The following is an 18896-nucleotide window of genomic DNA, read 5'->3' as shown; positions in this document are numbered from 1 at the left end:
CGCTCACCGCAGGACGCGGTCGTCGAGCACCGGGAACCGCTCGCGCACCCCGTCGGTCGCCGCCGGGTCGACGTCCACCTCCAGGACCTGCTCGGAGGGGGACGCCTCGCCGTGCAGCGCCCCCCAGGCGTCGACGACGAGCGAGCGCCCGCCGAGCGCCGTCGACCCCTGCCGGCCGGCAGCGTTGCAGGCCACGACGAGCAGCTGGTCCTCGACGGCGCGGGCGCGCACGAGCAGCGACCAGTGCGCGATGCGCGGCTCGGGCCAGCCGGCGACGAGCAGCAGGGTGCGGGCCCCGCGGTCGACGAGCGCGCGGAACAGCTCCGGGAAGCGCAGGTCGTAGCAGGTCGCCAGCCCGGTCGGCCCCCACGGCGCGTCCCACACGACCGGCCCCTCGCCGGGGCTCAGCAGGGACGGCTCGCCGCGCTCCGGGGAGTGCAGGCCGAACAGGTGCACCTTCCGGTACGTCGCCGCGACCTCCCCGTCGGGTCCCAGCACCACGGAGGTGTTGTGCAGCCGGTCGCCGTCGCGCTCGACGAAGGAGCCCATGTGCACGTGCGCGCCGGTGTCGCGCGCCGCGTCCGCCATCGCCCGCACGGTGGGGCCGTCGAGCGGCTCCGCGGCGTCGGCCCAGCCGTCGTACCCGAACGCGCCCACCGGCCACAGCTCCGGCAGGACGACGAGGTCGGCCCCGCGCTGCTCGCGCACGAGCGCGGCGGCGCGCTCGACGCGCGCCGCGAGCGGCTGGTCGAGGTCGGTGGCCAGCTGCAGCAGGGCGGTGCGCACCCGACCACTCTGCCAGGCGCGCCGTCAGCGCACGGTGCGCCGGTCGTCCGGCAGCCGCCGCGTCGTGCCGCGGCGGTCGAGGAGCTCCAGCAGGGGTACGGCGACCCGTCGGCTCGTGCCGAGCGCCTGGCGGGCCTGCGACAGCGTGAACGGCTGCTCGACGCCCGCCAGCACCGCGCCGGCCCGGTCGAGCGCGTCGGGCGCCAGCACCACGCCCTCGGCGACCTTGAGCAGCGCGCCCGCGCGCACGGCGGCGGCCAGCTCGCGCGGGCCGAGGCCGAGTGCGGCCAGCCGGTCCGCGTCGGGCGCCGCGAAGGGGGCGCCCGCGAGGTCGGCGCGGACGGCGTCGACCGCGCGCTGCACCGGCGGGGGCAGCGCGGGGCCGGCGGCGGGCCGCCCGACCCGGCCCTCGCGCAGCGCGTACGGCGGCCCGACGAGCGCCGCGACGAGCGACCGGTCGGGCAGGCCGAGCCGCCGGCGCAGGTCGTCGACGGGCACCGCCGGCTGCAGCGGGTGCTCCCGGGCGTGCTCGTCGACGAGCGCGCCGAGCCGCTCGCGCAGCCGCGCCCAGTGCGCCGGGTCGGCCAGCCAGTCCCCGGCCACCGGCGTCCCGCCGACCTCGACGCCCATGGCCCGCAGGTCCGCGGCGCGGGCCAGGCCCCGGCGGCGCAGCTCGGACGCCACGTCCGGGCGCGGCCCCAGATCGGCCAGCACCTCGGCGCGGCGGGCGGCGGCGCCGCGGCGGGCGAGGCGCGGGGGCCGTACGTCCAGCACGTCCACCCCCGCCGCCACCCGGTGCCGCCCCGGGTCGCGCAGCAGCATCCGGTCGCCCACGCGCAGCGGCAGCGGCGACGGCAGCGCGAGGCGGGCCGCGGCCGCGCCGAGCGGGCGCACCCGCACCGCGAGGGCCGCCGAGCCGACGTGCAGCACGAGGCGCTCGGGCAGCCCCGCCGCGTCGGCGTGGACGCGGACGTCGACCACGTCGGTGGTGAGGTACGCCCCCGGGGTCGTCAGCGCGTCGCCGCGGCCGACCTCCTCGCGCTCGACGCCCCGCAGGTTGAGCGCGACCCGGGCGACGGCGCCGACGCGCTCGGCCGGCGCGCCGAGGGCCTGCACGCCGCGGACCCGCACGGTGCGCTCGCCCAGCCGGAGCTCGTCGCCCGCGCCGACGGAGCCGGCGGGCAGCGTCCCGGTGACCACGGTGCCGCTGCCGCGGACGGAGAAGGAGCGGTCGACCCACAGCCGGACGGGAGCGGCGCGGTCGGGCGCGGGCAGCGACGCGAGCAGGCGGCCCAGGGCGGCGCGCAGGTCGTCCAGCCCGGCCCCGGTCGCGCCGCTCACCGCGACCGCCTCGACGCCCTCCAGCCCGGTGCCGCGCAGGCGCTCGCGGGCCTCGGCCGTGGCCGGTCCGGGGTCGGCCAGGTCGCAGCGCGTGACGGCGAGGACGCCGTGGCGCACGCCGAGCGCGTCGAGGGCCTCGAGGTGCTCGGTCGACTGCGGCATCCAGCCGCCGTCGGCGGCCACGACGAGCAGCACCGCCGGCACCGGGCCGACCCCGGCGAGCATCGTCGGGACGAACCGCTCGTGCCCGGGGACGTCGACGAGCGCGAGCCGCTCGCCGCCGGGCAGGTCCGTCCAGGCGTACCCCAGCTCGATGGTCATCCCGCGCCGGCGCTCCTCCTCGAAGCGGTCCGGCTCCATGCCGGTCAGCGCGCGGACGAGCGTGGACTTGCCGTGGTCGACGTGCCCCGCGGTCGCGACGACGTGGATCGGGGCCTCCTGCGGGCGTGCTGCGCGGGCGGGGTGGCGGAGGCGGACGGGAATCGAACCCGCCTGACCCGGGTCCCGGGCCACAACGGTGTTGAAGACCGCGCCAGGCACCAGCCTGGGAACGCCTCCCCGCAGCCGCCGACGCTACCCCGGCCCCCGGGCAGCGCGCCCCCGGGGCCACCCTCCCCGCCGCGATCATGCGGGGATGGCGCTCCTCCCGCTGCGCGGACGGCAGGCCGGGGACGGGCAGCGCCCCCGCGGCTGGGCATGACCGCGGCAGGGAGGGGTCGCCGCACCACCCCGCACGATCACGGCAGGGTGGGGTCAGACCGGCCCCTCGCGCTCCGCCGGCTGCCGCAGGAACTCCACGAGCACCGCGGCGACGTCCGTGACGGCGGTGGCGGGCATGACCTCGTACCCGTGGGTGCTCAGGGTCGGCAGGCACAGCAGCCCGGCGCGCGCGGAGAGCCCGGCCGCCGTGGCGTGCGACGCGTCGGACTCGAAGGCGCCGAGGACGGCGGGCTGCGCGACGACGCCGCGGGCCCGGGCCGCGGCGCAGAGCCGGTCCGCGACGCGCTTGTCGTACACGCCCGCCGCGTCGCTGTAGCCCACGACGGGACCGCCGTGGACGCTCGTCCCGTACTCCGCCTCGGCGGGGCCGACCTCGAGCGCGACGACGAGGTCGCCGGGGAGGGTGCGGCAGGCGTACGAGGCCCCGACGCCGCCGATCTCCTCGGCGACGCTGAGCACCAGGTACGTGTCGGCGCGGGGCCGGGTGCCGCCGCGGAGCTCGCGGGCGGCCCGGAGCAGGGCGGCGACGGCGGCCCGGTCGTCGAGGAAGTACGACCCGACGAAGCCCCCGACGTCGAAGAGGCCGCGCTTGCTGCGGTCCACGCACACCCGCGTCCCCGGGCCCACGCCGGCGTCCGCCAGGTCCGCGGGCGAGCGGCCGGTGAAGACGCTGACGTGCGTCCAGTCCAGCGCCTGGTCGCCCCCGTCGGGCTTGGTCTGCCACACCCGTGGCGTCTCCTGCGTGGTGTGCTCGGAGCCGAGCGCGAGCACACCGGGCAGGTGCCGACCGTCGCCGAGCACCGCGACGGGGCCGAGCCCGAAGTTGCCCGGGTACATCGTGCCGAGCGGGGTGACGTGCAGGCTGCCGTCCGGCTCGACCCGCTTGACGAGCATCGACAGCTCGTCGAGGTGCGCGGTGACGCGCACCGCCGGGGCGTCAGGGTCCGTCCCGCGGACGAGGCCCACGACGTTGCCCGCGGGGTCCTGCCAGCAGCGGTCGACGGACGGCTCGAGCCGGCGCCGGGCGACCTCGCGGACCTCGTCCTCCTGCCCGACGGGCCCGTACGCACGGAGCAGCTCCTGCAGCGCTGCGCGGTCCTGCTCGTCCACCGGTCGCCTCCCCGTCGCGCGGCGCCCGCGCGCCGCCCGCCCCCGCCTGCCCCGGCCCACGCCGCCCATGCGGCCGGTGGCCCGCCGCGCCCCGGGCGCGGGCGTGTGCTGTGCTGGCCCCGGCAGCACCGGGCGGACGACGAGGGCGGGAGGCGCACGTGGACGACCCCCGCCGCCGCATCCCCCGCACCGACGCCCTCCTCGCGGACCCGCGCCTCGCGCCGTACGTCGGCGAGCGCGGGCGGGAGGCCGTGAAGGCCGCGGTGCTCGACGCCCAGCAGCGCGCGCGGGCGGGCGAGGTCGCCCCCGAGCGGGTGGCCGACGCCGCGCTCGCCGCGCTCGCCGCGCCGCCGGGGCTGCGCCCGGTCCTCAACGCCACCGGCGTCGTCGTGCACACCAACCTCGGCCGGGCGCCGCTGTCGGCCGCGGCCCGTCGGGCCGTCGCCGACGCGGCCGGCACCACGGACGTCGAGTTCGACCTGGCGACCGGGCAGCGCGCGCGGCGCGGCCGGGGCGCGCTCGCCGCGCTGGCCGCCGCCGTGCCGGCCGCCGGCGGAGTCCACGTGGTCAACAACACCGCCGCGGCGCTGCTGCTCTGCGCGCTGGCGCTCGCCCCCGGCCGCGAGGTCGTCGTCAGCCGCGGCGAGCTGGTGGAGATCGGCGACGGGTTCCGCATCCCCGAGCTCCTCGAGAGCGCGGGGGCCCGGCTGCGCGAGGTCGGGACGACGAACCGCACGCACCTGCGCGACTACGAGGCCGCCGTGGGGCCCGCGACCGCGTTCGTGCTCAAGGTGCACACGTCGAACTACCGGGTCGAGGGCTTCACCGCGGAGGTGCCCGTCGAGGCGCTCACCGGCCTGGGCGTCCCCGTCGTCGCCGACATCGGCTCGGGCCTGCTGGCGCCGCACCCGCTCCTGCCGGACGAGCCGGACGCGGACAGCGCCCTGCGCGCCGGGGCGGCCCTCGTCACCGCCAGCGGCGACAAGCTGCTCGGCGGGCCGCAGTGCGGGCTGCTGCTCGGGCAGGCCGGCCTCGTCGATCGGCTCCGGCGGCACCCCGCGGCACGGGCGGTGCGCGTCGACAAGCTGACGCTCGCCGCGCTCGAGGCGACGCTCCGGGGGCCCGCCCCGCCGGTGGCCCGCGCCCTCGCGGTGCACGCCGACGACGAGCTGCGCCCGCGCGCCGAGGCGCTCGCGGCGCGCCTGGCCGCCGCCGGGCTCCCCGCCCGGGCGGTGCCCTCGTCGGCCCGGGTCGGCGGCGGTGGGGCCCCCGGCGTGGAGCTCGCGAGCTGGGCGGTCGCCCTGCCCGAGGCCTGCGCCGGGCCGCTGCGCACCGGCGCCGTGCCCGTCGTCGGGCGGACCGAGCGCGGGCAGTGCCTGCTCGACCTGCGCGCCGTCGACCCGGCCGACGACGACGCGCTCGCCCGCGCGGTCCTCGACCTGCCCCGCTGAGGCCACGGCCGGCGGCGGTCAGCGCCGCAGCACCACGTCCCCGTACGACCCCAGCGGCACCCACGGCACGTCGGCCCGGTCGCGCAGCCCCGCGGGCACGGGGAGCAGGTCGGCCGCGGGGAGCGGCCCGAGGTCGAGGGCCGTGAGCGCGGCGACCTGCGCGACCGGCACCTGGAAGGTGCGGAAGGGGCCGAGCGGCGGCGGGTCGCCGCGCTCCTGCGCCGCCCGCAGCGCCCGCGGCAGGTCCTCCACCAGCGGCGACTGGTCGAGGACGTACGCCGTCGAGGTCAGCGCGCCCTCGCCGTCGAGCGCCGCCGCGACCTTCCAGAACCGCAGCGGCACGCCGACGCCCCGGTGGACCGGGTCGTCCGGGGCGAGCACCGGCCCGGTCAGCACGACGAGCCGGCGGTCGTAGGCCGCCGCGTGCTCCAGCAGGTGGTCCTCGAGGCCGACCCACAGCTCCTTGGACTGGTTGAAGCCCGCGTGCTGCGGTGCGGCGTTGGTGAAGTGGAAGGTGTCGGCGTTCGCCCGCCGCGCCACCGCCTCCTCGCCCCACACCGGGTCGCGCCGGCGCACGAGGTGGCCGCGGTCGAGGTCGTTGCGCCGGTAGAGCGCGTCGTCGGCCTGGTGCTCGGCCGGGACCCGCGGGTCGAGCCGCCAGTCGTCCCCGCGGGGCACGTCGCGCAGCGAGGCCCCGTCGATCCCGACCGCCGTCGCCGCGGCCAGCCGCCGGTCGGGGCGCAGCAGCACGGTGAAGTGCTCGTACGCCAGCTCGACGAGCCCCGCCCCGTCCGTCGGCACCGGCAGGGGCACGTCGACCCCGAGGAAGGCGGGGTCGTACCCGCCGCGCCCGTCCAGCCCGTCCAGCCCGTCGTCCCGGTCCTCGTCCACGGACCCCAGTGCAGCACCCGGCTCCGACAGGGTGCGAGGCTCGCCGGGTGACGGTCGCGCAGCGGGACGGGGACGGGCGGGTCGGGGCGGGGCGGCGGCTGACGTCGTACGCGCACGGCGGGGGGTGCGCCTGCAAGATCCCGCCGGGCGAGCTCGAGGGGGTCGTCGCCGGCCTCGTGGGCCGCGGGCCGGCGGACCCGGCCGGTCCGCTCGTCGTCGGCCTCGACGACGGCGACGACGCGGCCGTCGTCACCGTGCGCGACGGCCTCGCGGTCGTCGCGACCGCCGACTTCTTCACCCCCGTCGTCGACGACGCCTACGACTGGGGCCGCATCGCGGCGGCCAACGCGCTGTCGGACGTGTACGCCATGGGCGGGCGCCCCGTCGTCGCGGTCAACCTCCTCGGCTGGCCGCGCGACGTGCTGCCGATGGAGCTCGCCGCGGAGGTCCTGCGCGGCGGGGTCGACGTCGCGGCGCAGGCCGGCTGCCACGTCGCCGGGGGGCACAGCGTCGACGACCCCGAGCCCAAGTACGGCATGGCCGTCACCGGCGTCGCCGACCCCGACCGGCTGCTGCGCAACGACGCGGGCGCCGCCGGGCTGCCGCTCACCCTCACCAAGCCGCTGGGCGTCGGCGTGCTCAACAGCCGGCTCAAGGCCACCGGCGAGGTCTTCGCCGAGGCCGTCGCGTCGATGACGGCCCTCAACCGCGCCGCTTCGGAGGCCGCCGTGGCCGCCGGCCTGCGCTGCGCCACCGACGTCACCGGCTTCGGCCTGCTCGGCCACCTGCACAAGCTGGCCCGGGCCAGCGGCGTGACCGCCGTGGTCGACGCGGCCGCGGTGCCCTACCTCGACGGGGCGCGGCGCGCGCTCGCCGACGGCTTCGTCAGCGGCGGGACGCGGCGCAACCTCGACTGGGTGCGCCCGCACCTCGAGGCGTCCGTGGGCGAGGACGAGCTGCTGCTGCTCGCCGACGCGCAGACCTCGGGCGGCCTGCTCGTCGCCGGCGAGGTGCCCGGGCACCCCGTCGTGGGCGAGCTCGTCCCGGCCCGCGACGGGCGCACCCTCGTGGTGCGCTAGCGGATCCGCTCCCACGTCGTCGCGGTGACGGCGTAGCGCACGCCCGCCTCCAGCAGGGCCCGGCCGGCGACCGAGGACGGGTCGTACGGCGTGCCGCTGTAGAAGGCGAAGGCGGCGGGCGCCCGCCCGACGGCGCGCTCGATGGCCCGGCAGGGGCCGAGCACCTCGCGCTCGACGTCCTCGCGCGTCACGAGGTCGAGCCCGGTGCTGTGCCGCGCGGTGTGCGCGGCGACGACGTGGCGCTCGCCGACGCGCGCGAGCTCGTCCCACGTCATCGCGATCCGGTCCGCGCCCTCGTGCTCCGGCACGAGGTCGACGTCGTACGCCGCCGCGAAGGCCCGCTGGTCCTCGGGCGCGGCGTCGAGGAAGCCGGTCGGCGGGAAGAACCAGGCGGTGACGCCGAGCTCCTCGCACACCGGCACCGCGACCTCGACGTTGTCGCGGTAGCCGTCGTAGAGCGCGACGAGCACCCGAGGGGCCTGCGAGGGCCAGCGCCCGGTGTCGTGGAAGGCGTCGAGGTCCTCGAGCGTCGCGGGCACGTGGTCGCGCAGCAGCCCGGCGAGCTCCGCGCGCAGGACGCCCTCGACCGCGCGCGGCGTCGCGTGCCAGTTGACGACCCGCAGCGCCCGGCCCTGGGCGTACGCCTCCCGCTGGCGCCGCCAGCTCACGCGCCGTCCGTGCCGGGTCCCACGTGGGCCCGCCCCATCACCTCGACGACGGCGTAGAGGGCCGCCACGTCGTCGTCGGCCGCGCCGGGGGCGAGCTCCTCGCCGTACGCGTCGAGCAGCGCGGCGAAGCGCCCGCCCTCGGCCAGCGCGCGGGGGTCGACGACGGGGACGGGCGCCTCCCGCCGGTCCGGCATCGCGAGGACGACCGGGACGCCCTCGCGCTCGATCTCGCGCCGGGCGCAGTCCTCCGCGACGGCCGCCACGTCGGCGACCGGGTCGAGGGACCGCACCGCGTCAGCCGGTGAAGAGCTGGCTGGCCCGGTTCAGCGTCTGGCTGATCCCGTAGGCAAGCGGTATCCCGACGAAGGCCCACGCGAGGACGACGCGTCCCGTACCGCCACCGCCGTGCGGCGCCGGCGACCCGCCGGTCCCCCGGGTGCTCGTGCTGGTGCTCATCCTCAGTGCCCCTCTCCCGCGCCGACCTTGGCCGCGTCGACGACCTCCGGGCGCTCGTGGTGACGGCGGTCGACCTCGCGCACGAGGAGGTTCGCCACGAAGCCGACGACGAGGACGCCGACCATGACGAGCAGCGACGGCCGGTACGCCGCGGCGCCCTCCGCGCCGCCCTCGCGCTGCGACTCGGTGATGACGTTGACGATGAGCGGGCCGGCCACGCCCGCAGCGGACCACGCGGTGAGCAGGCGGCCGTGGATGGCGCCGACCTGGTAGCTGCCGAACATGTCCTTCAGGTACGCGGGGATCGTCGCGAAGCCGCCGCCGTAGAAGCTGAGGATGACCGCGGTCAGCAGGACGAAGAGCCAGACGGCGGACGAGCCCGCGGTGGCCACGAGGAAGTAGAGGACCGCGCCGACGCCGAGGTAGAGCATGTACGTGGGCTTGCGGCCGATGAAGTCCGACGTCGAGGACCAGACGAAGCGGCCCGCCATGTTCGCGATCGACAGCAGCCCCACGAAGCCCGCCGCCGCGGCCGGCGTCACGTCGCCGAAGAAGTCCTGGATCATCGGCGAGGCCTGCTCGAGGATGCCGATGCCGGCGGTGACGTTGCAGAAGAGGACCGTCCACAGCAGCCAGAACTGCGGCGTGCGGATGGCGCTCGCCGCGGAGACGTTGCCGGTCGTCTGCATCGAGCCGCGCGGGGCCGTCGAGGCGTCGTACCCGGCGGGCGACCAGTCGGCCGGGGGGACCCGCACCGTGAAGACGCCGAACATCATGAAGACGAAGTAGACGATGCCGAGCGTCAGGAACGACTGCGCGATCGCGTCCTCGGGGGCGTCGGCGAAGAAGCCGAGCAGCTCGTTGGTCAGCGGCGAGGCGATGAGCGCGCCACCGCCGAAGCCCATGATGGCCAGGCCCGTCGCGAGGCCGGGGCGGTCCGGGAACCACTTGATGAGCGTCGACACCGGCGAGATGTAGCCGATGCCGAGGCCGATGCCGCCGATGACGCCGTACCCGAGGTAGACGAGCCACAGCTGGTCCGTCGCCACGCCGAGGGCGGCGACGAGGAAGCCGGTCGTCCAGCACACCGCGGACAGGAACATCGCCTTGCGGGGGCCGTTGCGCTCCATCCACGTGCCGCCGAAGGCGGCGGACAGGCCGAGCATGACGATCGCGATGCTGAAGATGACCGCGATGGCGGTCTCCGAGGAGCCGAAGTGCTCCACGAGCGGCGTCTTGAAGACGCTGAACGCGTAGACCTGGCCGATGGACAGGTGGATCGCCAGCGCGGCCGGCGGGATGAGCCACCGGTTGTAGGTCGGGGCCGCGACCGAGTGCTCGCGGTCGAGGAACGACAGGGCCGCCATAGGTCCTCCGGGTCTGCCAGGTGCGTCGCAGGGGCGTTCCCCCGGAACGTCGTCCGCAACCCTCCCACCGGGGGACGGACCCGCCCGTACGCCCCCGGCCCCGAGCGCACGGCCGCCGCCGGGGGGGCGCATGATCGCCGCCGGGGAGGCGCATGATCGCGGCCGGGTCGGGCGCGATCATGCAGTCCCCCGGCCGTGATCATGCAGTCCCCCGGCCGTGATCATGCAGTCCCCCGGCAGCGGCGGGACCCGGGGGCGCGGCGGGCGGCGGGGGTGCTGGACTGGCCCCGTGGTCGTCGTGGAGCGGGTGCAGGGGCTGGCGGAGCGGCAGCGGCAGGAGGTCGCGGCGCTCGAGCGGCGGGTGGTCGCGGCGGACGGCGGGCGGCTCAAGCTCGAGCACGACGTGCTCGCGAGCCGGCCGGGGGACCGGGTGCTCGACCTGCTCGTGCACGAGGGGGGTGCGCTGGTGGGGTTCCTCGGGCTCTACCCGTTCGGCCGGGCGTCGGTGGAGCTGGCGGGGATGGTGGACCCCGGGCACCGGCGGCGCGGGGTCGCGACGGCGCTGCTCGACGCGGCGACCCCGCTCGTCCGGGAGTGGCCGCGCGTGCTGCTCGTCGTCCCCGGCGGGTCGGCGGCCGGGCACGCCCTGGCGCGGCGCCGCGGCGGGGTGCCGCACCACGCCGAGCACGCGCTCGTGCTCGACGGCCCGCCGGCCGAGGGCCCGGCCGACCCCGCGCTGGCCCTGCGCCCGGCCGGCCCCGCCGACGCGGCGGTCGTGGCGCGGCTGCTGGCGGCGGCGTTCGACGAGGGCGCCCCGGACGAGGCGGCGCTCGCCGCGCAGCTCGCGTCCCCCGCCGAGCGCACCCTGCTCGTCGAGCACCGCGGCGCGCCGGTGGGGACGCTGCGGCTGACCTCGTACGAGGGGACCGGCGGGGTCTACGGGTTCGCCGTCGACCCCGGGCGGCAGGGCCGGGGCATCGGGCGCGACGCGCTGCGCCGGGCCTGCGCCCTGCTGCGCGCGGAGGGCGCCCGGCGGGTGGCCCTGGAGGTCGCCGTGGGCAACGACCGGGCGCTCGGGCTCTACACCTCGCTGGGCTTCCGCCCGGTGGCGCGCGAGGACTACTACGCGCTGCCCGTCCCCGCCTGACGCGGCAGCGGCGGTACGGCGGGGGCCGGCTCGCGCCGGAGCCCCACCGGCCACCACGTGCGGTCCCCGAGCTCGTGCACGAGCGCCGGGACGAGCAGCGAGCGCACCACGAGCGTGTCGAGCAGGACGCCGAAGGCGACGGCGAAGCCGAGCTCGGCGAGGAAGACGAGCGGCAGCACGCCCAGCGCCGAGAACGTCGCCGCGAGCACGACGCCCGCGGAGGTGATGACGCCGCCGGTCACCGCGAGGCCCACGAGGGTGCCGCGCCGCGTGCCGAGGACCTGGGACTCCTCGCGCACACGGGTCATGAGGAAGATGTTGTAGTCGATGCCGAGCGCCACGAGGAAGACGAAGGCGAACAGCGGGAACGACGGGTCGGCGCCGGCGAAGCCGAAGACGTGCTCGAAGACCAGCGCGCACACGCCCAGCGTGGCGAGGAACGAGAGCACCACCGTCGCCACGAGGAGCAGCGGCGCGAGCAGCGAGCGCAGCAGCACGGTGAGCACCAGGAACACCACGACGAGGATCGCGGGGATGATGACGCGGGTGTCGCGGGCGCTCTCCTGCTGCACGTCGTAGAGCACCGCCGTGCCGCCGCCGACGAGCACGTCGGTGCCCACCTCGTCCACGGCCGAGCGCAGCCGCAGCACGGTGCCCTCGGCGGCGGGGCTGTCCGAGGCGTCCTCGAGCAGCGCCTGCACCTGGACCTGCCCGTCGACGACCACCGGCTCGCCGGTGCCGTCCGGCGACGGCGTGCGCAGCGCCGCCTGGGCGACGCCCGGGACGCCCGCGACGACGTCGACGAGCCGGTCGGCCTCCTCCTGCGGCCCGATGACGCTCACCGGGACGCCGGTGCCGGCGGGGAAGTGCCGCGCGAGCACCTCCTGCCCGGCGACGGAGTCGACCTCCGTCGTGAACTGCTCCTCGGTGGTGAGGCCGCTCGCGTCGAGCTGCGTGGTGAACAGCGCCGCACCGGCGAGGACGACGGTCGTCACGGCCGCGACGGCCCGGGCCCGGCGCCCGACGAGCCCCGCGACCCGGCCCCAGAAGCCGCGGTCGTGGTCGACGACCTCGTCGTGGCGCGGCACGAAGGGGAAGAACCAGTAGCGCCCCGCGACCATGAGCAGCGCCGGCAGCAGGACCGTCATCGCGAGCAGCGACGCGGCGATGCCGATGGCCCCGACCGGGCCGAGCGACTTGTTGCTGTTGAGGTCGGAGAGCAGCAGGCACAGCAGGCCGAGGATGACGGTCGCGGCGGAGGCGAGGATCGGCGGGAACGCCCCGCGCAGCGCGGTGCGCATGGCGCGGCTCCACGAGTCCTCGCGGTGCAGCTCCTCCTTGAACCGGCTGATGAGCAGCAGGGCGTAGTCCGTGCCGGCACCGAGGACGAGGACCGAGAGGATGCCCTGGCTCTGCCCGTCGACCGTGAGCACGTCGGCGTCGGCGAGCAGGTAGACGACCGCCTGCGCCACGACGAGCGCGATCCCGGCGGACAGCAGCACCGGCACGAAGACCGGGCTGCGGTAGATGAGCAGCAGGATGACCAGCACGACGCTCACCGTGGTGACGAGCAGCCGGCCGTCGATGCCCTCGAAGGCGGCGGCGAAGTCCGCGAACTGCCCGCCGGGTCCGGTCACGTAGCTCGGCAGGCCGTCGACCGCGGCCGCCGCCGCGATGTCCTCGACGACCCCGGGCAGGGTCTCGAAGGCGGAGTTGTCCCCGGGCAGCGGGACGACCGCCTGCACCGCCTCGCCGTCCTCGCTGGGCACCGGCGGGCTGACCGGCCCCGCGAGCCCGTCGACCGCGGCGACGCGCGCCAGGGCCTCCTCGACCGCGGCGAGGTCCTCCGGCGCCAGCCCGCCCGGGCGCTCCCACACCAGCAGCGCCGGGATGTCCTGGTCGCCGGCGAACGCCGTCTCGAGCTCCAGCGAGCGCGTCGACTCCGCGGAGTCCGGCAGGAACGCCGCCTGGTCGTTCTCGGTGACGCTCGTCAGCTTGCCCGAGAGGGTGCCCGCCACCGGTGCGACGACGAGGAGGAAGACGCCGAGCACCAGCGCCGGCAGCAGCGCCCGGCGCCAGTGCACCCGCCGTCCGCGCGGGCCGCCGGGACCGCCCGTGCCGGTGTCGTGCTGGGTCGTGGTGCTGGCCATGGCCGCCTCCCCGCGTCGCTGCGCGTGAGCGTAGGGGTGCGCGCGGCAGGCCTGCCACCGCTTTGCGGGAGCCCTCCCGGCGGGTCAGGCGCGGACCGGCTCCCCCCGCCGGACCCGCTCGCGCTGGGGCACGACGACGTACCGGGGGTCCTTCGTGCTGGCCACCCCGGCGTCGAACACCCCGAAGCGGGTCAGGGCGGACCCCGAGAGCAGGGCGAGCCCGGACAGGGCGGACACGACGCGGCTGCGCCGCCCCAGCACGGCCCCGACGGCGCCGGCGACCGTGAGCGCCTGGCTGGCCCGCAGCTTGCGCCGCGGCGCGTCCTCGTGGAAGGCCTCGCTGGACAGGCCGAGGCGGGTCTCGACGAGGCGCTCCGCGACGAGCTCGACGGCGGCGCCGGCGACCGCCATCCGCCGCGCCGGCCCGGCCTGGGCGAGGGGGGCCGCGAGCATCCCGACGCCCCCGCCGCTGGCGAGCGCGCTGCCGCCGAAGACGAACGGCAGCAGCCGGTGGGCGTCGTGCCACGCCGGGGCGGCGGTGTCGGCGAGCAGCACCGCCGTGTACGTCGCGAGCGCCGGCGCCGTCGCCGCCGCGGCCCAGCCGGCGAGCGACCCGACGGGCCCGGCGAGCCGCCGGGCCAGGCCCAGGACGCCGCGCTCGGGCAGCAGCGGCGCGAGCTCGGCCGCAGCGGCGGCGCCGGCCGCGGGGCCGTACACCGAGAGGATCCAGGTGCCCACCGACATCGGCGAGGTCACCCGCACGATGCGCAGCATGTTGTAGAAGCGCTCGGGCCGGCCGAGGTCGTTGATGAGGAAGTACGTGCTCGCCCCGATCCCGACGAGCGCGGCGCTGCGGGTCGCCCGGCGCAGGTCGTCGCGCCCGGTCACCGACGCCCCGGCCGCCAGCAGCGACGAGCCGCCGGCCAGGCCGCCGGTGAAGAGGTACGCGGGGATGTCCCACTCCCACACCGGGGCCTTGAGGATCGGCCGGCCGTAGTAGGAGCGGAAGTCCGCCTCGGGGACCTGCGGGCCGCCGCCGCCGACGAGCCCGCCGCCGCCCCCGCCACTGCCGCGCCGGGCCCCGCCCCGGCCCTGGTCGTGCACCCGCGCCTCGCGCGCCGACGTGCCGCGCAGGGTGCCGGGCGTGCCCTGCCCGGCGTCGTCCGGCGCCATGCTCACGAGCCACCCCCGGCGAAGACCGCGAGGGCCACGCCGAGCATGCCGACGGCGGCCATGCCGGCGTGCTTCCACATGGACCCGAGGTCGCGGGTGGTGACGACCGGGTCCGGCGGCAGGCCGTACACCTCGGGCTCGTCGAGCAGCAGGAAGAACGCCCCGTCGCCGCCGACGCCGTCGTGCGGGTCGTGGCCGTAGAGCCGCGCCTCCTCCACGCCGGCGGCGTGCAGCTGCTCCACCCGCCGGGCCGCGCGCTCGCGCAGCTCGTCGACGTCGCCGTACTGGATCGACTCGGTGGGGCACGCCTTGGCGCAGGCCGGGGTGCCGCCGTCGCCGATGCGGTCGTAGCAGAGCGTGCACTTCCACGCCCGGCCGTCGCCCTCGCGCTTGTCGATGACGCCGTAGGGGCACGCCGAGACGCAGTAGCCGCAGCCGTTGCAGACGTCCTCCTGCACCACGACGGTCCCGAACTCCGTCCGGAACAGCGCACCGGTCGGGCAGACGTCGAGGCAGGCCGCGTGCGTGCAGTGCTTGCAGACGTCGCTGGCCATGAGCCAGCGGACGTCGCTGCGGCCCACGCCCTCGGCGGAGCGCCCGGGCAGCTCGGTGCCCGGCATCCCGAGGAACTGCTGCCCCCCGGCCTCGCGCACCCGCTCCGCGGCGCGGTCGACGACGGGGAACCCGCCCGGCTGCGCGCTGCCGATCCGGCTCGCGTCGGCCAGCGCGTCGACGCCGGCCGCGGTCACCGCGTCGGCGACGTCCGTGCCCGAGGGGCCCGTCGGGGTGCCGGCGAACGGGGCCGACCCGCGCCCGAGGGGCCGCGGCTGCTCGATGAACGCCACGTGCCGCCAGCTGTCGGCGCCGAGCATCCCCGTGTTGTCGTACGACATCCCGAGCAGGTCCAGCCCGTCCTCGGGGACCGCGTTCCACTCCTTGCAGGCCACCTCGCAGGCCTTGCAGCCGATGCAGACCGACGTGTCGGTGAAGAAGCCCTTGCGCGGCTGCGGCTGCTCGGTCCACCCGGCGTCGGGCGCCGGGTCGAGGGGGCCGAAGAAGCTGGTCGGGGAGACCACTCAGTGCTCCTGTCGCTCGTCGGACGGCCCGTCCTGGCCCGTGACGGGACCGTCGCCGCGGCCGGGGCCCGCGACGGGGTGCTCGGCGGACACCACGTCGTCCCGGTCGGCGCCGGGCGCGTCGCGGGCGATGTGCGTCTGCCCCTGCCGGCTCTGCTCCTCGCGCGAGCGCCCCTCCTCGCCGAGCGCCTCCGCCGTGCGCGCCACGGTCCCCGTGGTCCGGGTGACGTGCGCCCGCAGCCGGTACGCGTCGAGGAGGTCGAGCATGGCCTCCCCGCGGGGACGGCGGCCCGGCAGGACGTCGCACGTGCCGGCCTTGCACTCCTGGATGTGCACGTTGGGGTCGAGCGTCAGGCTCGGCAGGTCGTTGACGACGTCCCCGGTGGTGAGGCCGCTCGAGCCCCAGTGGTACGGGAGCCACACCTGGTGCACCGTCCGGCCCTGCACGCGCAGCGGGGTGAGCCGGTCGGTGACGAGGACGCGCGCCTCGACGACGGCCCGCGAGGTGACCACGTGGGCCCAGTCGAGGTGCGTGAGCCCGCGCTCGGCGGCGAGCTCGGGGCTCACCTCCACGAACAGCGCCGGCTGCAGCTCCGACAGGTAGGGCAGGAAGCGGCTCATGCCGCCGGCGGTGTGGTGCTCGGTGAGGCGGGCGGTCATCCACACGTACGGGAAGACCCCGCTGCCGCCCTCGGGCGGGCTCGGGTTGAGCGTGTTCACCCGGTGGGTCAGCACCTGGCGCGACGGGTTCTGCTGCTGGGTGTAGAGGGCGCTGCGGAACGGGGACTCCGCCGGCTCGTAGTGCGTCGGCAGCGGGCCGTCGACCAGGCCCTTCGGCGCGTAGAGCCAGCCCTTGCCGTCGGCCTGCATCACGAAGGGGTCGACGCCGTCGAGCGCGTCCGGGCCGACAGCGTCGGGCCCGGCGCGGAACGACGGGTGCTTGGTCGCCTGGAAGTCCGGCACGTCCTTGCCGGTCCAGCGGCCCTGCTCCTCGTCCCACCACACGAGCGCCTTGCGCTCGCTCCACGGCCTGCCGTCGGGGTCGGCCGACGCCCGGTTGTAGAGGACCCGGCGGTCCAGCGGCCAGGCCCAGCCCCACTCGTGGGCGTACTCGTCCTGCTCGCGGCCGGGCTTGCGCCGGGCGGCCTGGTTCACCCCGTCCTTGTAGACGCCGGAGTAGATCCAGCAGCCGCTGGCCGTGGAGCCGTCCGCGCGCAGGTCGAGGTAGCCGTCGACGGGCGCGCCCGTCGCCACGTCGAACCCGTTGATCTCCTTGAGCACCGTCTCGGCGTCCGGCTCCTGCTCCTCGCCGTGCACCGGGTAGTCCCAGGTGAGGTCGAGCAGGGGCCGGTCCCGCGGGTCGTCCGAGCCCGCGAGCTTCTCCCGCATCCGCCGGCCCAGGTGGTAGAAGAACCACAGCTCGCTGGTGCAGTCGCCCGGGGAGTCGACGGCCTTCTCGCGCCACTGGAGCATGCGCTGCGTCTGCGTGAAGGTGCCCTCCTTCTCCACGTGCGTGGCGGCGGGCATGAAGAACACCTCGGTGCGGCACTCCTCCGGCACGATCTCGCCGGTCTCGATCTCCGGGGAGTCCTTCCAGAACGTCGCGCTCTCGATGAGCACGAGGTCGCGCACGACGACCCAGTCGAGGTTGGCCATGCCCAGGCGCTGGGCGCGGCCGTTCGCCGACCCCACCGCGGGGTTCTGCCCCAGGATGAAGTAGCCGAAGATCTTGCCGCCCTCGATCATGTCCATGACCTGGCTGTACGTGCCGTGGTCGCCGTCGATGCGCGGCAGGAAGTCGAAGGCGAAGTCGTTCTCGGCGGTGGCGTGCTCGCCCCAGTACGCCTTGAGCAGGCTCACCGTGTAGGCGTCGGCGTTCCCCCAGAACCCCTTCTGCCGGTCGCCGCGGATCTCGTGCACGTAGGTCGCGAGGTCCCCGTGCTTCTCCGCGTGCGGCATCGGCAGGTAGCCGGGCAGCAGGTTGTAGAGCGTGGGGATGTCCGTGGACCCCTGGATGCTCGCGTGCCCGCGCAGCGCGAGGATGCCGCCGCCGGGGCGGCCCATGTTGCCCAGCAGCAGCTGCAGGATCGCGCCAGCCCGGATGTACTGCGCGCCGGTGCTGCGCTGCGTCCAGCCCACGCTGTAGACCAGCGCGGTCGTGCGCTCGCGGCCCGAGTTGGAGGTCCACGCGTCGGCGAGCTCGGCGAAGACGTCCTGCGGGACGCCGCACACCTCCTCGACCATCTGCGGGGTGTAGCGCGCGTAGTGGCGCTTCACGACCTGCCACACGCAGCGCGGGTGCTGCAGGGTCTCGTCCCGCTCCACCTGGTGGTGGTCGAGCGCGGCACCGCCGGCCCCGAGCTGCTGGCCCTCCTCGGACTCGCGGTCCTCGTCGGTCTCCTCGTCCGCGTCACCGCCGGCGGCGTGCCCCTGGTACTGCCAGGAGGTGGTGTCGTACGAGCGCGTGTCGTCGTCGAAGCCGGAGAAGAGCCCGTCGAGCTCCTCGGTGTCCTCGAAGTCCTCGGACACGATCGACGCCGCGTTGGTGTAGTTGACGACGTAGTCGTGGAAGTGCAGCTCGTTCGTCATCACGTGGTTGATGAGCGCGCCCATCAGCACGATGTCGGTGCCCGAGCGCACCGGGACGTAGGTGTCCGCGAGCGCGCTCGTCCGCGTGAAGCGCGGGTCGACGTGGATGACCTTGGCCCCGCGCGCCTTCGCCTCCATGACCCACTGGAACCCGACCGGGTGGCACTCGGCCATGTTCGAGCCCTGGATGACGATGCAGTCCGCGTTGGCCAGGTCCTGCTGGGGACCCGTGGCGCCGCCGCGCCCGAACGAGGCCCCCAGACCGGGGACCGTGGCGGAGTGTCAAATGCGGGCCTGGTTCTCGACCTGGATCGCGCCCATGGCCGTGAACAGCTTCTTGATGAGGTAGTTCTCCTCGTTGTCCAGCGTCGCCCCGCCGAGGCTGGCGATGCCGCGCGTGCGGCGCAGCGGCCGGCCCTCGGCGTCCTCGTCCTCCCACCCGCGCCGGCGCGCCTCGATGACCCGGTCCACGACCATGTCCATCGCGGTCTCGAGGTCGAGGCGCTCCCAGTCGGTGCCGTAGGGGCGCCGGTAGAGCACGTGCTGCTGGCGCAGCGGGTTGTTGACGAGCTGCTCGCTCGCGGAGCCCTTGGGGCAGAGCCGGCCGCGGCTGACCGGGCTGTCCGGGTCGCCCTCGATCTGCACGACCTTCTCGTCCTTGACGTACACCCGCTGCCCGCAGCCGACGGCGCAGTAGGGGCACACGGACCTGGCCACGCGGTCGGCGGTGGCGGTGCGCGGCTCGAGGCGCCTGGTCCTCCCGGACTGCGCGGCGGCGCCCCGGCCGAGCGGGTCGTCCCCCGTCAGCTGCCGGTAGACCGGCCAGGCCTCGATCCACGTCCGGACGCCCATGGGCGCACAATGCCACACACCAGGCAGCCCAAACACCCCG

The 18896-nt window shown here is 76.5% G+C and carries 14 protein-coding genes, 1 tRNA gene and 1 pseudogene; 3 read left to right on the top strand and 13 right to left on the bottom strand.

The features are described from left to right. Positions 1-3: 3 nt before the first annotated feature. From D5H78_RS14755 to D5H78_RS14740, 4 genes are all read right to left on the bottom strand, one after another. The gene (locus tag D5H78_RS14755) at positions 4-786 is read right to left on the bottom strand and encodes a carbon-nitrogen family hydrolase (protein WP_119951256.1); all 783 of its coding nucleotides are present in this window, start codon (positions 784-786) and stop codon (positions 4-6) included. A gap of 24 nt (positions 787-810) precedes the next feature. Further along, complete coding sequence (gene selB / locus D5H78_RS14750) at positions 811-2556, bottom strand: selenocysteine-specific translation elongation factor (RefSeq protein ID WP_119951255.1); 1746 nt, start codon at positions 2554-2556, stop codon at positions 811-813. 34 nt (positions 2557-2590) lie between these two features. Then, a tRNA-Sec gene (locus D5H78_RS14745) sits at positions 2591-2685 on the bottom strand. A 195-nt stretch (positions 2686-2880) separates the two neighbouring features. Continuing rightward, on the bottom strand, positions 2881-4026 hold the full coding sequence (locus D5H78_RS14740; RefSeq protein ID WP_119951254.1) for a peptidase M42: 1146 nt from the start codon (positions 4024-4026) through the stop codon (positions 2881-2883). Between the two features lie 89 nt (positions 4027-4115). Between D5H78_RS14740 and selA the strand changes: the two genes are divergently transcribed. Continuing rightward, on the top strand, positions 4116-5408 hold the full coding sequence (gene selA / locus D5H78_RS14735) for an L-seryl-tRNA(Sec) selenium transferase (protein ID WP_119951253.1): 1293 nt from the start codon (positions 4116-4118) through the stop codon (positions 5406-5408). 18 nt (positions 5409-5426) lie between these two features. Here the strand turns inward: selA and D5H78_RS14730 are convergent, their stop codons facing one another. Then, complete coding sequence (locus D5H78_RS14730) at positions 5427-6299, bottom strand: DNA/RNA non-specific endonuclease (protein ID WP_218566648.1); 873 nt, start codon at positions 6297-6299, stop codon at positions 5427-5429. Between the two features lie 47 nt (positions 6300-6346). On the opposite strand from D5H78_RS14730, the gene selD reads away from it, so the two are divergent. Then, a complete protein-coding gene (selD, locus tag D5H78_RS14725) occupies positions 6347-7378 on the top strand; it encodes a selenide, water dikinase SelD (RefSeq protein WP_119951252.1) in 1032 nt (343 codons plus the stop codon). Here the strand turns inward: selD and D5H78_RS14720 are convergent. The 4 genes from D5H78_RS14720 to D5H78_RS14710 are packed head-to-tail and all read right to left on the bottom strand — an operon-like array spanning position 7375 to position 9869. After that, positions 7375-8046, bottom strand: a complete 672-nt coding sequence (locus D5H78_RS14720; RefSeq protein ID WP_119951251.1) for a polysaccharide deacetylase family protein — start codon at positions 8044-8046, stop codon at positions 7375-7377. The two genes, selD and D5H78_RS14720, sit on opposite strands and share 4 nt — an antisense overlap. Then, positions 8043-8336, bottom strand: coding sequence for a hypothetical protein (locus tag D5H78_RS14715; protein WP_119951250.1), 294 nt, complete (start codon positions 8334-8336; stop codon positions 8043-8045). Before D5H78_RS14715 ends, D5H78_RS14720 begins: the two co-directional genes overlap by 4 nt. A 4-nt stretch (positions 8337-8340) precedes the next feature. After that, on the bottom strand, positions 8341-8502 hold the full coding sequence (locus D5H78_RS19425) for an MFS transporter small subunit (protein ID WP_165865750.1): 162 nt from the start codon (positions 8500-8502) through the stop codon (positions 8341-8343). Positions 8503-8504: 2 nt separating this feature from the next. Continuing rightward, positions 8505-9869: an L-lactate MFS transporter gene (locus tag D5H78_RS14710; protein ID WP_119951249.1), complete on the bottom strand. Its 1365-nt coding sequence runs from the start codon at positions 9867-9869 to the stop codon at positions 8505-8507. Positions 9870-10158: 289 nt separating this feature from the next. Here D5H78_RS14710 and D5H78_RS14705 point away from each other — a divergent pair, with 289 nt between their 5' ends. Continuing rightward, positions 10159-11016 carry a GNAT family N-acetyltransferase gene (locus D5H78_RS14705; RefSeq protein WP_218566647.1) on the top strand — a complete coding sequence of 286 codons (858 nt, stop codon included), beginning with the start codon at positions 10159-10161 and terminating at the stop codon, positions 11014-11016. Here the strand turns inward: D5H78_RS14705 and D5H78_RS14700 are convergent. The 4 genes and pseudogenes from D5H78_RS14700 to fdh form a co-directional block, all read right to left on the bottom strand. Further along, positions 10992-13166, bottom strand: coding sequence for an MMPL family transporter (locus tag D5H78_RS14700; protein ID WP_119951248.1), 2175 nt, complete (start codon positions 13164-13166; stop codon positions 10992-10994). The genes D5H78_RS14705 and D5H78_RS14700 overlap by 25 nt on opposite strands. A gap of 84 nt (positions 13167-13250) precedes the next feature. Further along, positions 13251-14339 carry an NrfD/PsrC family molybdoenzyme membrane anchor subunit gene (gene nrfD, locus D5H78_RS14695; protein ID WP_119951247.1) on the bottom strand — a complete coding sequence of 363 codons (1089 nt, stop codon included), beginning with the start codon at positions 14337-14339 and terminating at the stop codon, positions 13251-13253. A 2-nt stretch (positions 14340-14341) separates the two neighbouring features. Further along, positions 14342-15415 (bottom strand): 4Fe-4S dicluster domain-containing protein, encoded by a 1074-nt coding sequence (locus D5H78_RS14690; RefSeq protein WP_119951246.1) that lies wholly within the window; start codon positions 15413-15415, stop codon positions 14342-14344. A 186-nt stretch (positions 15416-15601) separates the two neighbouring features. Next, positions 15602-18856, bottom strand: a pseudogene (fdh, locus tag D5H78_RS14685) (formate dehydrogenase); the annotation flags it as partial. Positions 18857-18896 lie beyond the last annotated feature (40 nt).

The organism is Vallicoccus soli, assembly GCF_003594885.1.
GTDB classification, from domain to species: Bacteria; Actinomycetota; Actinomycetes; order Motilibacterales; family Motilibacteraceae; genus Vallicoccus; species Vallicoccus soli.
Note: the sequence above shows the minus strand (reverse complement) of the source record. Positions and strands in the feature narration are given on the sequence as shown.

Coding starts and splice junctions, on each gene's coding strand:
- D5H78_RS14740 (WP_119951254.1), bottom strand. CDS start 4,026: ATGGGCGGCGTGGGCCGGGGCAGGCGGGGGCGGGCGGCGCGCGGGCGC.
- D5H78_RS19425 (WP_165865750.1), bottom strand. CDS start 8,502: ATGAGCACCAGCACGAGCACCCGGGGGACCGGCGGGTCGCCGGCGCCG.
- D5H78_RS14710 (WP_119951249.1), bottom strand. CDS start 9,869: ATGGCGGCCCTGTCGTTCCTCGACCGCGAGCACTCGGTCGCGGCCCCG.
- D5H78_RS14700 (WP_119951248.1), bottom strand. CDS start 13,166: ATGGCCAGCACCACGACCCAGCACGACACCGGCACGGGCGGTCCCGGC.
- nrfD (WP_119951247.1), bottom strand. CDS start 14,339: ATGGCGCCGGACGACGCCGGGCAGGGCACGCCCGGCACCCTGCGCGGC.